We start from the raw sequence: 12,103 nt of genomic DNA, 5'->3' as shown, positions 1-12,103 counted from the left end.
GGCAGCGCTCCGGCCACAAGTGATCCGCAATCCGCCGGCTCGCTCCCTCAGGCCGTTTCGCGGAAACGATAGCCGACGCCGTAGAGCGTCTCGATCATGTCGAAGTCGTTGTCGACCATCTTGAACTTCTTGCGAAGCCGCTTGATGTGGCTGTCGATCGTGCGATCGTCGACATAGACCTGTTCGTCATAGGCGGCATCCATCAGCGCGTCGCGGCTCTTCACCACGCCGGGTCGCTGCGCCAGTGCGTGCAGGATCAGGAACTCCGTGACCGTCAGCGTGACGGATTCGTTCTTCCAGGTGCAGGTATGCCGCTCCTGGTCCATGACGAGCTGACCCCGTTCGAGCGAACGGGAAGGCGTGTCGGCATTCTTCACCGGACCGGCGCCTCCGGCCGCAGCCTCCCGGTTGGCCGCGCGACGCAGGATCGCCTTGACGCGCTCCACCAGGAGGCGCTGTGAGAAGGGCTTGGTGATGAAGTCGTCGGCGCCCATCTTCAGACCGAAGAGCTCGTCGATCTCCTCGTCCTTCGACGTGAGGAAGATGACGGGCAGGTCGGACTTCTGTCTCAGCCGCCGCAACAGCTCCATGCCGTCCATGCGGGGCATCTTGATGTCGAAGATAGCGAGCTGCGGCGGACGCGCCAGCAGACCCTCCAGCGCCGATGCGCCGTCCGTATAGGTTTCGACCTTGTAGCCCTCGGCTTCCAGCGCGATGGACACGGACGTCAGGATGTTGCGGTCGTCATCGACAAGCGCGATGGTCTGCATCTTATTCTACTCCGTTTCGAGGCCCGGTTGCCGAGACGCTTCGAGATGCGTTGCAAGAATCGCGGCAACCGCGAGTCACGGCCGCGTTAATTGAGTATAAAGGTGGAACAAATTGTGGCGAAGTGCAAAAGCACCTGATCCGGTTCCCCTGCAGCCGGCCCCGCCGGTGGGTTTCCGGAAGGTGCGATTCAACCGATTAAAAAATGCATATTTTTCTTTAAATCGATTAATATACTGAATTCATTATTGTTTTAGAATTGACTATCTTGTCTTGGATCGGCCTTGCCGGTATGTTCCGACGAAATTCAACGCCAATGGCCAACCACGAAGGAAGCTTGACCATGGATGAGCTCGGGAGCCGCAATCCCTCTATCGGACTGGAATCGATCGGATTTTCCGACCTCTCGGTCGTCCGCTACAACTTCGAGGCGCCGCAGCTCTACGAAGAAGCCCTGGCCCGCGGTGAAGCCGAACTGACGGTCCATGGAGCCCTTTGCGCCCGCACCGGCCAACACACGGGCCGCTCGCCCAAGGACAAGTATGTCGTGCGCGACGCCAACACCGCCGACCAGATCTGGTGGGACAACAACAGCGCGATTTCGCCGGAGCATTTCGAGCTTCTTCGTCAGGACATGCTCGCGCATGCCAAAGGCATGTCGCTCTACGTCCAGGACCTCGTCGGCGGTGCCGACCCGGAGAACGCGCTACCGACGCGCGTCGTCACCGAGTTCGCCTGGCACTCGCTGTTCATCCGCAATCTGCTGATCCGCCCGGAGCGCGAGGCGCTTCCGTCTTTTCAGCCGAAGCTGACGATCATCGACCTGCCGAGCTTCAAGGCCGATCCCGCACGCCACGGCTGCCGCAGCGAGACGGTCATCGCCTGCGACCTGACAAACGGCCTCGTGCTGATCGGCGGCACGTCCTATGCGGGCGAGATGAAGAAGTCGGTTTTCACCGTCCTCAATTACCTGCTGCCCAAGAAGTCGGTGATGCCGATGCACTGCTCGGCCAATGTCGGACCTGCCGGTGACACGGCGATCTTCTTCGGCCTCTCGGGCACCGGCAAGACGACGCTCTCCGCCGATCCGAACCGCACTCTGATCGGTGACGACGAGCACGGCTGGAGCGAAAAGGGCGTCTTCAATTTCGAGGGCGGCTGCTATGCCAAGGCGATCCGCCTGTCGGAAGCGGCAGAGCCCGAGATCTTTGCGACGACGCGCCGCTTCGGTACGGTGATGGAGAACGTCGTCCTCGACGAGCGGCGCCTTCCTGACTTCGACGACGGTTCGCTGACGGAGAACACCCGCTGCGCCTATCCGCTGCACTTCATTCCGAACGCCAGCAAGACCGGCACGGCGCCGCAGCCGCGCACGATCATCATGCTGACGGCGGACGCCTTCGGGGTTTTGCCGCCAATCGCCAAGCTGACGCCGGAACAGGCCATGTATCACTTCCTCTCCGGCTACACCGCCAAGGTCGCCGGTACCGAAAAGGGCGTGACGGAGCCGGAGGCGACTTTCTCGACCTGCTTCGGCGCTCCGTTCATGCCGCGCCATCCGTCCGAATACGGCAATCTTCTCAAGGACCTCATCGCCAGGAACGGCGTCACCTGCTGGCTCGTCAACACCGGCTGGACCGGCGGCGCCTTCGGCACGGGAAGCCGCATGCCGATCAAGGTGACGCGCGCGCTTCTTTCGGCGGCTCTCGACGGCTCGCTGAACAGCGCCTCGTTCCGCACGGATGCGAATTTCGGCTTCGCGGTGCCGGTGTCGGTACCGGGGGTCGAGGCCGGCATTCTCGACCCGCGCTCGACCTGGGCGGATGGTGTGGCTTATGACGCCCAGGCACGGCGACTCGTCGACATGTTCATCGCCAACTTCGCCAAGTTCGAGCGCCACGTCGACGGCAGCGTGCGCGACGCAGCCCCGGGCGCGAGGGTGGCCGCCGAATAATCCGGTCTTTTGCCATGATTCACGTGAAACCCGGCTGCCTACGGCCGGGTTTTGCATTTGCGGCCGGTTTTCAAGCATGCGATAGAAACGGCCGAGGAAGATCCATGGCAAGCGAACCGCTTTACATCAACGAAAACATCGTGATCGCCGGATGGGAGCTCACGGAGCAATTCGTGCTGGCCGGCGGACCGGGCGGACAGAACGTCAACAAGGTCTCGACGGCCGTCCAGCTCTTCTTCGACGTGCAGGCTTCGCCGTCCCTGCCGGAGCGCGTCAAGGCCAACGCCTTGAAGCTCGCCGGACGGCGCGCCTCGAAGGAGGGCGTCCTTATGATCGAAGCCAATCGCTTCCGCAGTCAGGAACGCAACCGCGAGGACGCCCGCGAGCGGCTGAAGGAGCTGATCCTGAAGGCGGCGGAACCGCCGCCCCCGCCGCGCAGGAAGACCAAGCCGACGCGCGGATCGATCGAACGCCGGCTGAAGGAGAAATCCGGCCGTTCCGAAATCAAGAAGCTGCGCGGCCGCCCCGGCGGCGACTGACCGCGCCCGAAAGTTGCGCCCGCGCCCTTGTCTTTTGCGCGCAATCGCACTCTCTTATCCGCTGACGCATGTCGCCAAGCCGTACGGCGGTCGTGGGGAAGACGACATGTGCAGGCTCCAGCCGCGCGAGAGAGGAGACAAGCATGGGTTTGTTCGATTTTATCAAGAATGCGGGAAAGAAGCTCGGAATCGGCGGCGACGACACGCCGCCGGATGCGGCAAGCGTCGAAAAGGAGCTCGCGTCCCATGACCTCGGCACCAAGGACGTCAAGGTCGACGTCGTGGACGACAAGGTCGTGCTGAAGGGTGTCGTCAAGGACCAGTCCACCTTCGAGAAGGCGGTCGTGGCGGTCGGCAATACGCTCGGCATATCCAAGGTCGAGGCATCCGAGCTCAAGGTCGCCGACGGCGCCGCCGCGCCGGCCGAGGCGAAGGCTCCGGTCTTCTACACCGTGAAGAAGGGCGACAATCTCTGGAAGATCGCCGAGGCCCATTACGGCAAGGGCAAGGGCGCCAAGCACACGGCGATCTTCGAAGCGAACAAGCCCATGCTCACCCATCCCGACAAGATCTATCCGGGCCAGGTGCTGCGCATCCCCGATCTGGATGCCGGCTGAACGAAGGCTGTTTCGGGTCGATCCCGACCCCGGTGAGCGCTATGTCCCTGTCATCTCCCGCCGGATCTGCTGACGGGAGGTTTCGATCGATGCCGTATGACAGGATGCCGCCAATGCTTGTGCTGCCGAAAGGGGTGAGACACATTCCCGGTTTCCTCGACCGTTCGCGCCAGCAGGAACTGGTCGAGGCCGTCCGCGCCGTCGTCGCGGAGGCTCCGCTCTTCGCGCCCGCGATGCCGAAGACCGGCAAACCCCTGTCCGTGCGCATGACCAATTGCGGCGCGCTCGGCTGGGTCACCGACCGCGAGCGCGGCTACCGCTACCAGGCGACGCATCCGGTCACCGGCAAGCCGTGGCCGCCGATTCCACGCATGCTGCACGACATCTGGAATGCCGTGGCCGGAAGCGACAAGTCCCCCGAGGCCTGTCTGGTGAATTTCTACTCGGCAGAGGCGCGCATGGGGCTCCACCAGGACCGGGACGAGCGCGATCTCGAGACTGCCGTCGTTTCGATCTCGCTCGGCGACGACTGCCTTTTCCGCGTCGGCGGCCGCACACGCGGCGGACAGACCGTGTCGTTCAGGCTCGAAAGCGGCGACGTCGTCGTGCTCGGCGGCGAAGGACGGCTCGCCTTCCACGGCGTCGACCGCATCTATCCGAACACGTCGACGCTCCTGAGGAGCGGCGGCCGGCTCAATCTGACGTTGCGAAGGGTCAATCCTTGAAGCTTCGCCCCGCCCGAATCGGTTCCTTTCCCGCAGGCGGCGCGGTTCCCCTCAAAGCTTCCTGAGCGCCACCGTCTGCGTCAGGTGGTTGGGACCCTTCTGCAGGATGAGATCGGCGCGCGGCCGCGTCGGCAGAATATTCTGATGCAGGTTCTTCAGATTGATATTGTGCCAGAGGCCCTCGGCGATCGCGCGCGCCGCATCCTCGCTGATCGTCGCATAGCGATGGAAGAAGGATTGCGGGTTCTGGAACGCGGTTTCGCGCAGTCGCATGAAGCGGTTCACGTACCAGCTGTGGATCAGGCTCTCCTCGGCATCGATATAGATCGAAAAGTCGAAGAAATCCGAGACCATCGGCACGATCTTGCCGTCGGCCGGCAGATCGCGCGACTGCAGCACGTTGATCCCCTCGAAAATGAGGATGTCCGGCCGGTCGATCACCTGGAACTGGTCGGGGATCACGTCATAGGTCAGGTGCGAATAGGTAGGAGCCTTGACGTTCGGCCGGCCCGCCTTGATCGCCGAGAGGAATCTGAGCAGCGCGCCGATATCGTAGCTCTCGGGAAATCCCTTGCGATCCATCAGGTTTTCCCGCTGGAGAACCGCATTCGGATAAAGGAAGCCGTCGGTGGTGACGAGGTCGACCTTCGGGCTCGAGGGCCAGCGCGCGAGAAGCTCCGCAAGGATGCGCGCCGTCGTCGACTTGCCGACGGCGACCGAGCCGGCGACCCCGATGACGAAGGGCGTCTTCGTCTCGTTCGACATGCTCAGGAAGCGGGTGCGCTGCCGGAAGAGGATCTGCGACGCTTCCACATGGGCGGAGAGGAGCCGTGAGAGCGAGAGATAGATCCGTCGCACCTCGTCGAGATCGACCGGATCGTTGAGCGAGCGCAGGCGCTGCACCTCGTCGGCCGTCAGCGTCAGCGGCGTGTCGGCGCGAAAGCGCGACCATTCCTCCGCGGAGAAGACGTGATAGGGCGAATATTCGCCCCCTGGAGATTGCCCGGAATGTCGGCCGGTTCGATGTCTTCCGCGGCGATGCTCATGGATTCTGCCGGTTCGCCTTTTCCTGCAGGCCGGATTGGCTCGTCCGCCTGGCCAGTTCGCTCATCACATCCTGCAACGGGACGGCGGCGATATTCAATACGACCATAAGATGATAGAGGAGATCGGCACTCTCATCGACCAGATTCTTCCGGTCCTCGCCGACCGCGGCAATGACCGTTTCCACCGCCTCCTCGCCGAGCTTCTTGGCAGCCTTCGTCTGCCCGGCCGCCACCAGCTTGGCGGTCCAGGACTCCTCCGGCGCCGCCCGGGCGCGGGACGCCACGATCTTCTCCAGGTCGGAAAGGGTGAAGTCGGTCATTATCGGATCCCTTCTCGTTGACAGCGCCGCCTCAATCAAGCCGCATGGCGATGCCGTGCTCGGCCATGTGGCGCTTCGCCTCGCCGATGCTGTAGGTGCCGAAGTGGAAAATCGAGGCGGCGAGCACGGCAGTCGCATGGCCGTCGCGGATGCCCTCGACCATGTGGTCGAGCGTGCCCACGCCGCCGGAGGCGATGACGGGAGCGCGTACCGCATCGGCGATCGCCCGTGTCAGGCTGATGTCGTAGCCGCTCTTCGTACCGTCTCGGTCCATGGAGGTGAGAAGGATTTCGCCGGCGCCGAGTTCGACGACCTTTTGCGCAAATTCGATCGCGTCGATGCCTGTCGTTTGCCGCCCGCCATGGGTAAAGATCTCCCAGCGGTCCGCCTCGCCTTGCGCCGAGACTTTCTTGGCGTCGATGGCGACGACGATGCACTGGTCGCCGAATTTGTCGGCGGCTTCCGCGACGAATTCCGGGTTCTTCACCGCCGCCGTGTTGATCGACACCTTGTCGGCGCCGGCAAGCAGGAGCTTGCGGATGTCCGCCACCTGGCGCACGCCGCCGCCGACGGTGAGCGGCATGAAGCATTGCTCCGCGGTGCGGGCGACGACGTCGAAGATCGTTTCGCGATTGTCGGAAGAGGCGGTGATGTCGAGGAAGCAGAGCTCGTCGGCCCCGGCCGCGTCATAGGCGCGTGCCGCCTCCACCGGGTCCCCGGCGTCGATCAGATCCACGAAGTTCACGCCCTTGACGACGCGGCCGTCCTTCACGTCGAGGCAGGGGATTACACGGGCTTTAAGGGTCATCGCATCTTCCCCTTTCTTGCTTCGCGGATCAGATCCAGAGCTTCCTTCGGATCGATCCGGCCGTCATAAAGCGCCCGACCGGAGATCGCGCCTTCGAGCTTTTGCGCATCCGGTTCGGTCATGCGGCGGATGTCGTCCATCGAGGCGAGGCCGCCCGAGGCGATGACCGGGATTGAAACCGCGTCCGCGAGTTCGAGCGTCGAGGCCCAGTTGATGCCGGTCAGGATGCCGTCACGGTCGATGTCGGTATAGATGATCGCCGCGACGCCCGCGCCCTCGAACTTCCTGGCAAGTTCGATCACCCCGAGCTCGGACGCTTCCGCCCATCCCTCGACGGCGACCTTGCCGCCCTTCGCATCGATGCCGACCGCGACCCGTCCCGGGAACTTGCTGCAGGCTTCGATCACCAGGGCGGGATCGCGCACCGCGACGGTACCGAGGATGACGCGCTTCAGCCCGCGCGAAAGCCAGTTCTCGATATGCTCCAGCGTGCGGATGCCGCCGCCGAGCTGCACCGGGTTCTTCGTCGCCTTGAGGATGGCGTCGACCGCCGCACCGTTGACGGTCTCCCCGGCAAAGGCGCCGTTCAGGTCGACCACGTGCAGCCATTCGAAACCCTGCTCCTCGAAGGCGCGCGCCTGGGCGGCCGGGTCGGGATTATAGACTGTCGCCTGCTCCATGTCGCCGAGCTTCAGGCGCACGCATTGCCCGTCCTTGAGGTCGATCGCGGGAAAGAGGATCATTTGTTCGTCCGATCAGAAATGACGCGGCAGCCTCAGGGCTTCCAGCGCAGGAAATTCGAGATGAGGGCGAGGCCGAGCGCCTGGCTCTTTTCCGGATGGAACTGCGAGCCTGCCTTGTTGTCGCGCGCGACGAAGGCCGTCACCGGGCCGCCATAGTCCGCCTCCGCCACCACGTCTTCGGCACGCTCCGCCGCGAGGTGATAGGAATGGACGAAATAGGCGTGCAGACCGTTCTCGCCGGTCGGAATGCCGTCGAAAAGGGCGTGCGCGCGCTTGAGATCAAGCGTGTTCCAGCCGATCTGGGGGATCTTGAGCGAGCGGTCCTCGGGCGTCATCTCGACGACATCGCCGGGGATCCAGCCGAAACCCTTCGTCACCGTCTTTTCGAGTCCGCGCGACGACATGAGCTGCATGCCGACGCAGATGCCGAAGAAGGGGCGGCCAGCTTTCTCGACCGCCTCCGTCAGCGCTTCCTCCATGCCCTCCACGGCGGCGAGGCCGCGGCGGCAGTCGGCATAGGCGCCGACGCCCGGCAGCACGATCCGATCGGCCGTGGCCACCCGTTCCGGCCTGTCGGTGAGATCGATTTCGGCCGCGATGCCGGCCCCGCGGGCGGCGCGCTCGAAGGCCTTGGTGGCCGAGCGCAGGTTGCCGGATCCGTAGTCAATGATGGCGACCCGCATCAGCGCTCTCCATAGGATTCAAAAAAGCCGAGCCCGGCGGCGGCGCCCGGCCGTCCCGTAGCGGACCTGTCGGCCGACGGCATGGGAGCTGCATCTCCTGCAGGCGCTGACGGCTCGGCGTTCGAGTAATAGATTTCTTCGGCCGTCTCGAGATCGCGTGCCGGAACGACCGAACGAAACGTCCAGTCGCGTGCCGAGAGCTTGCGGGCGATGAGAAGCGGGCCTTCGAGCGACACGATGAGACCGAGCGCCAGATGGACGAGCAGCGCTGCGCTGAAGCCGCCGGGCATCGATGCCGCAAGAAGCAACAGGAACTGCAGAACGGAAACGAAGATTCCGATGAGCCACGCGCGTTTGACGATGAGCCACGGACCGGGGAAGAAGAAGGCGGTCCAGGAGAATCCGTCGGCGATGAACCGCGCCCTTTCGTCGTCGGCCGGTGCGCCGGGTGGGGTCATGATCAGGTAGGAGGCCATGGTCTTTAAACCAGATATTGGCCGGCTCAGGCGAGCGTCCCCTTGGTCGAGGGGACGCGTCCCGCCTGGCGCGGATCGATTTCGGTTGCCGTGCGGAGCACGCGGGCGACGGACTTGAAGCAGGTCTCGGCGACATGATGGTTGTTGGCGCCGTAGATGTTCTGCACATGCAGCGTGATCCCGGCATGCTGGGCGAGCGCCTGGAAGAATTCGCGCACGAGTTCGGTGTCGAAGCTGCCGATCTTCGGCGACGTGAAGGTCACGTTCCAGACGAGGAAGGGCCGGCCGGAGACGTCGACGGCGGCGCGCGTCATCGTCTCGTCCATGGCGAGGTCTATGGAGGCATAGCGGGTGATGCCGCGGCGATCGCCGAGCGCCTTGGCCAACGCCTGGCCGATGGCGATGCCGGTGTCCTCGACGGTGTGGTGATCATCGACATGGAGGTCGCCCTCCGCCTTGATCTCCATGTCGATCAGCGAATGGCGCGAGAGCTGGTCCAGCATATGGTCGAAGAAGCCGACGCCGGTCGCGATCTTCGATACGCCCGTTCCGTCGACATTGACCGAGACGGATATGGCGGTTTCATTCGTCTTTCGCGAAACTTGGCCGGTGCGGCTCGGCGTCACGTCTGCCATCAGGCTCTCCTGTCTGCACTCTCCGATGACTTTGGGCCAGCCGGCCTATCGGAGCAACATCGTTTTCGGGCGTCGCGGAGAGGGGCGACAAAGCCACCTTCGATCTTCGCATTCCGTCACAGAGCCGCTCCTTATCAGGGGAGGCATGAAATATCCAGAACTGCGACGGAGATTCGGTGCGCCGCAGCGACGTGAAAACGAAAGCCGCCTGGGCGCGCGTTCGCGCATTTGCAATCGCGCGGCTGCGACTTACATAGGCCTCAGGCAACCAGGCTCATCGCGAGCCGCATCCCCGGCTTACCGGGCCCAAAGGTACTTTCATGAGCGAACACAATCCTTACGGAACGATGCATGCGACCACCATCATCACGGTGCGCAAGGGCGGCAAGGTGGTAATGGCGGGCGATGGCCAGGTGAGCCTCGGCCAGACGGTTATGAAGGGCAATGCCCGCAAGGTCCGCCGCCTGTCGAAGGGCGACGTGATTGCAGGCTTCGCCGGCGCGACGGCGGACGCCTTCACGCTTCTGGAACGGCTGGAGGCGAAGCTCGAGCAATATCCCGACCAGCTGATGCGCGCGGCCGTAGAGCTCGCCAAGGACTGGCGTACCAACAAGTACCTGCGCAATCTCGAGGCGATGATGCTGGTTGCCGACCGGACGGTGACGCTGGCGATCACCGGCAACGGCGACGTTCTCGAGCCCGAGCACGGGACGATCGCCATCGGTTCGGGCGGCAACTATGCCTTTGCCGCGGCGCGGGCGCTCATGGACAGCGACAAGTCGGCCGAGGAGATCGCCCGCCGCGCGCTGGAGATCGCCGGCGACATCTGCGTCTACACCAACCACAACGTCGTCGTGGAGACGCTGGATGCCGAATGAGCCGGCAGAGGTCAGCTTCGAGCCGGTGGCCGAGGGCCACCTGCCGATGCTCCTCGCCTGGCTTTCCGAGCCGCATGTCCGGCAGTGGTGGGGCGATCCCGATGTCGAACTCGGGCTGATACGGGACGGTTGCGCGAAGGGTGAGGTCGACGGTTTCGTCTTTCGTGTGAAGGGGGAGCCGGCCGGCTATATCCAGTCCTGGATCCCGTCGGAATATGACGAGGAGCCCTGGGCCAAGGACCTGTCGGGCGACACGCCCGGCGTCGACATCTTCATCGGCCCGCCCGAAATGACAGGCAAAGGCGTCGCCGCCATGGCGCTCAGAGCCTTTGCCGCAAGACTGTTCGAAAGCGGCGCCGCGCGCATCGTCATCGACCCCGACGCCGGCAACCGCCGCGCCGTCCGAGCCTATGCGAAGGCCGGTTTCGTACCTTTTGGCGAATGGATAGACGAGTCCGGTCGAACTCTCCTGATGGAGCTCGAGCGGACGGAATTTGAGAGGAATCGATGAGCAACTTTTCACCCAGGGAAATCGTATCGGAGCTCGACCGCTACATAATCGGCCAGAAGGACGCGAAGCGCGCGGTTGCCATTGCGCTGCGCAACCGCTGGCGCCGCCAGCAGCTCGACGACGAGCTGCGCGACGAGGTCATGCCCAAGAATATCCTGATGATCGGTCCGACCGGCGTCGGCAAGACGGAGATTTCCCGTCGCCTCGCCAAGCTCGCCGGCGCGCCCTTCGTCAAGGTGGAGGCAACGAAGTTCACGGAAGTCGGCTATGTCGGCCGCGACGTGGAGCAGATCGTTCGCGATCTCGTCGAGGTCGGCATCAGCCTCGTGCGGGAGAAAAGGCGCGCCGAAGTGAAGGCGAAGGCTCATCAGAACGCCGAGGAGCGCGTTCTCGACGCGCTGGTCGGCACCACCGCCTCGCCGGCAACCCGCGATTCCTTCCGCAAGAAGCTGCGCGCCAACGAGCTCGACGACAAGGAGATCGAGGTCGATGTCGCCGAAACCGGCTCGCCCGGCGGCGCCTTCGAGATCCCGGGAATGCCGGGCGCCAATATCGGCGTCCTCAACCTTTCGGAAATGTTCGGCAAGGCACTCGGCGGCCGGACCAAGAAAATCAAGACGACGGTCAAGGACTCCTATGCGCTCCTGGTAAACGACGAGTCCGACAAGCTGCTCGACAACGAGCAGATCCAGCGTGAGGCGGTGGCGGCGGCGGAAAATGACGGCATCGTCTTCCTCGACGAGATCGACAAGATCGCCACCCGCGAAGGCGGCATCGGTGCCGGCGTGTCGCGCGAAGGCGTGCAGCGCGACCTGCTGCCGCTGGTCGAAGGCACGACGGTGGCGACGAAATACGGGCCGGTGAAGACCGATCACATCCTCTTCATCGCCTCCGGCGCGTTCCACGTCGCAAAACCGTCGGACCTTTTGCCGGAGCTGCAGGGGCGCCTGCCGATCCGCGTCGAGCTTAGGGCCCTCACCAAGGAGGATTTCCGCCGCATTCTGACCGAGACGGAGGCGAGCCTCATCCGCCAGTACAAGGCGCTGCTCGAGACGGAGGGCGTTGCCCTCGACTTCACCGAGGACGCGATCGACGCGCTGGCGGAGGTCGCGGTCCAGCTCAACGCCAATGTCGAGAACATCGGCGCGCGCCGCCTGCAAACCGTGATGGAGCGTGTGCTCGACGATGTCTCCTTCAACGCGCCCGATCGCGGAGGCCAGGGCGTCACGATCGATGCCGATTACGTTCGCCGGCATGTCGGGGATCTGGCGGCCAATACCGACCTGTCGCGCTACATCCTCTGACGCCCGACCTCCGTCGAGGCCAGTCGATCACCGAATTGTGGGGCGCCTGTCACTCGACAGGCGCCTCCGTTTTCTCGAGATCGATCAGCAGCCGTT

14 protein-coding genes and 1 pseudogene are annotated in these 12,103 nt (G+C 64.0%); 7 read left to right on the top strand and 8 right to left on the bottom strand.

Translation table 11 applies throughout. The features are described from left to right. Positions 1–47: 47 nt before the first annotated feature. On the bottom strand, positions 48–770 hold the full coding sequence (chvI, locus tag N0Q91_RS17720) for a two-component system response regulator ChvI (protein WP_018098654.1): 723 nt from the start codon (positions 768–770) through the stop codon (positions 48–50). 341 nt (positions 771–1,111) lie between these two features. Here chvI and N0Q91_RS17715 point away from each other — a divergent pair, with 341 nt between their 5' ends. From N0Q91_RS17715 to N0Q91_RS17700, 4 genes are all read left to right on the top strand, one after another. Then, positions 1,112–2,722, top strand: coding sequence for a phosphoenolpyruvate carboxykinase (locus tag N0Q91_RS17715; protein ID WP_275597079.1), 1,611 nt, complete (start codon positions 1,112–1,114; stop codon positions 2,720–2,722). Positions 2,723–2,826: 104 nt separating this feature from the next. Beyond that, entirely contained in the window at positions 2,827–3,261 is a 435-nt protein-coding gene (arfB, locus tag N0Q91_RS17710) for an alternative ribosome rescue aminoacyl-tRNA hydrolase ArfB (RefSeq protein WP_100672599.1), read from the top strand. Between the two features lie 143 nt (positions 3,262–3,404). Further along, a complete protein-coding gene (gene lysM, locus N0Q91_RS17705) occupies positions 3,405–3,878 on the top strand; it encodes a peptidoglycan-binding protein LysM (RefSeq protein ID WP_018098651.1) in 474 nt (157 codons plus the stop codon). A gap of 113 nt (positions 3,879–3,991) precedes the next feature. Then, the gene (locus N0Q91_RS17700; RefSeq protein WP_275597078.1) at positions 3,992–4,603 is read left to right on the top strand and encodes an alpha-ketoglutarate-dependent dioxygenase AlkB; all 612 of its coding nucleotides are present in this window, start codon (positions 3,992–3,994) and stop codon (positions 4,601–4,603) included. Between the two features lie 51 nt (positions 4,604–4,654). Here the strand turns inward: N0Q91_RS17700 and coaA are convergent. The 7 genes and pseudogenes from coaA to hisB form a co-directional block, all read right to left on the bottom strand. Beyond that, positions 4,655–5,590: pseudogene (coaA, locus tag N0Q91_RS17695) on the bottom strand (type I pantothenate kinase); the annotation flags it as partial. Positions 5,591–5,645: 55 nt separating this feature from the next. Beyond that, positions 5,646–5,969: a phosphoribosyl-ATP diphosphatase gene (locus N0Q91_RS17690; RefSeq protein WP_275597077.1), complete on the bottom strand. Its 324-nt coding sequence runs from the start codon at positions 5,967–5,969 to the stop codon at positions 5,646–5,648. Positions 5,970–6,000: 31 nt separating this feature from the next. After that, the gene (hisF, locus tag N0Q91_RS17685) at positions 6,001–6,777 is read right to left on the bottom strand and encodes an imidazole glycerol phosphate synthase subunit HisF (RefSeq protein ID WP_275597076.1); all 777 of its coding nucleotides are present in this window, start codon (positions 6,775–6,777) and stop codon (positions 6,001–6,003) included. Next, complete coding sequence (gene hisA, locus N0Q91_RS17680) at positions 6,774–7,520, bottom strand: 1-(5-phosphoribosyl)-5-[(5-phosphoribosylamino)methylideneamino]imidazole-4-carboxamide isomerase (protein WP_275597075.1); 747 nt, start codon at positions 7,518–7,520, stop codon at positions 6,774–6,776. Before hisA ends, hisF begins: the two co-directional genes overlap by 4 nt. A gap of 32 nt (positions 7,521–7,552) precedes the next feature. Next, complete coding sequence (hisH, locus tag N0Q91_RS17675; protein ID WP_275597074.1) at positions 7,553–8,203, bottom strand: imidazole glycerol phosphate synthase subunit HisH; 651 nt, start codon at positions 8,201–8,203, stop codon at positions 7,553–7,555. Beyond that, complete coding sequence (locus tag N0Q91_RS17670; RefSeq protein ID WP_275597073.1) at positions 8,203–8,679, bottom strand: DUF2628 domain-containing protein; 477 nt, start codon at positions 8,677–8,679, stop codon at positions 8,203–8,205. Before N0Q91_RS17670 ends, hisH begins: the two co-directional genes overlap by 1 nt. 26 nt (positions 8,680–8,705) lie before the next feature. Beyond that, the gene (gene hisB, locus N0Q91_RS17665) at positions 8,706–9,314 is read right to left on the bottom strand and encodes an imidazoleglycerol-phosphate dehydratase HisB (RefSeq protein WP_100672593.1); all 609 of its coding nucleotides are present in this window, start codon (positions 9,312–9,314) and stop codon (positions 8,706–8,708) included. A gap of 320 nt (positions 9,315–9,634) precedes the next feature. On the opposite strand from hisB, the gene hslV reads away from it, so the two are divergent. The 3 genes from hslV to hslU are packed head-to-tail and all read left to right on the top strand — an operon-like array spanning position 9,635 to position 12,007. After that, positions 9,635–10,192 carry an ATP-dependent protease subunit HslV gene (hslV, locus tag N0Q91_RS17660; RefSeq protein ID WP_003531980.1) on the top strand — a complete coding sequence of 186 codons (558 nt, stop codon included), beginning with the start codon at positions 9,635–9,637 and terminating at the stop codon, positions 10,190–10,192. Then, complete coding sequence (locus N0Q91_RS17655) at positions 10,182–10,703, top strand: GNAT family N-acetyltransferase (protein ID WP_275597072.1); 522 nt, start codon at positions 10,182–10,184, stop codon at positions 10,701–10,703. The genes hslV and N0Q91_RS17655 overlap by 11 nt, the downstream gene beginning before the upstream one ends. Next, complete coding sequence (hslU, locus tag N0Q91_RS17650; protein WP_018098641.1) at positions 10,700–12,007, top strand: ATP-dependent protease ATPase subunit HslU; 1,308 nt, start codon at positions 10,700–10,702, stop codon at positions 12,005–12,007. The genes N0Q91_RS17655 and hslU overlap by 4 nt, the downstream gene beginning before the upstream one ends. Positions 12,008–12,103 lie beyond the last annotated feature (96 nt).

This window comes from Sinorhizobium prairiense (genome assembly GCF_029201645.2).
GTDB lineage: Bacteria > Pseudomonadota > Alphaproteobacteria > Rhizobiales > Rhizobiaceae > Sinorhizobium > Sinorhizobium meliloti_A.
Note: the sequence above shows the minus strand (reverse complement) of the source record. Positions and strands in the feature narration are given on the sequence as shown.

What these genes read in the sequence shown, in the direction of transcription:
- chvI (WP_018098654.1), bottom strand. Translation starts at nt 770, where the DNA reads ATGCAGACCATCGCGCTTGTCGATGACGACCGCAACATCCTGACGTCC.
- N0Q91_RS17715 (WP_275597079.1), top strand. Translation starts at nt 1,112, where the DNA reads ATGGATGAGCTCGGGAGCCGCAATCCCTCTATCGGACTGGAATCGATC.
- arfB (WP_100672599.1), top strand. Translation starts at nt 2,827, where the DNA reads ATGGCAAGCGAACCGCTTTACATCAACGAAAACATCGTGATCGCCGGA.
- lysM (WP_018098651.1), top strand. Translation starts at nt 3,405, where the DNA reads ATGGGTTTGTTCGATTTTATCAAGAATGCGGGAAAGAAGCTCGGAATC.
- N0Q91_RS17700 (WP_275597078.1), top strand. Translation starts at nt 3,992, where the DNA reads ATGCTTGTGCTGCCGAAAGGGGTGAGACACATTCCCGGTTTCCTCGAC.
- N0Q91_RS17690 (WP_275597077.1), bottom strand. Translation starts at nt 5,969, where the DNA reads ATGACCGACTTCACCCTTTCCGACCTGGAGAAGATCGTGGCGTCCCGC.
- hisF (WP_275597076.1), bottom strand. Translation starts at nt 6,777, where the DNA reads ATGACCCTTAAAGCCCGTGTAATCCCCTGCCTCGACGTGAAGGACGGC.
- hisA (WP_275597075.1), bottom strand. Translation starts at nt 7,520, where the DNA reads ATGATCCTCTTTCCCGCGATCGACCTCAAGGACGGGCAATGCGTGCGC.
- hisH (WP_275597074.1), bottom strand. Translation starts at nt 8,203, where the DNA reads ATGCGGGTCGCCATCATTGACTACGGATCCGGCAACCTGCGCTCGGCC.
- N0Q91_RS17670 (WP_275597073.1), bottom strand. Translation starts at nt 8,679, where the DNA reads ATGGCCTCCTACCTGATCATGACCCCACCCGGCGCACCGGCCGACGAC.
- hisB (WP_100672593.1), bottom strand. Translation starts at nt 9,314, where the DNA reads ATGGCAGACGTGACGCCGAGCCGCACCGGCCAAGTTTCGCGAAAGACG.
- hslV (WP_003531980.1), top strand. Translation starts at nt 9,635, where the DNA reads ATGAGCGAACACAATCCTTACGGAACGATGCATGCGACCACCATCATC.
- N0Q91_RS17655 (WP_275597072.1), top strand. Translation starts at nt 10,182, where the DNA reads ATGCCGAATGAGCCGGCAGAGGTCAGCTTCGAGCCGGTGGCCGAGGGC.
- hslU (WP_018098641.1), top strand. Translation starts at nt 10,700, where the DNA reads ATGAGCAACTTTTCACCCAGGGAAATCGTATCGGAGCTCGACCGCTAC.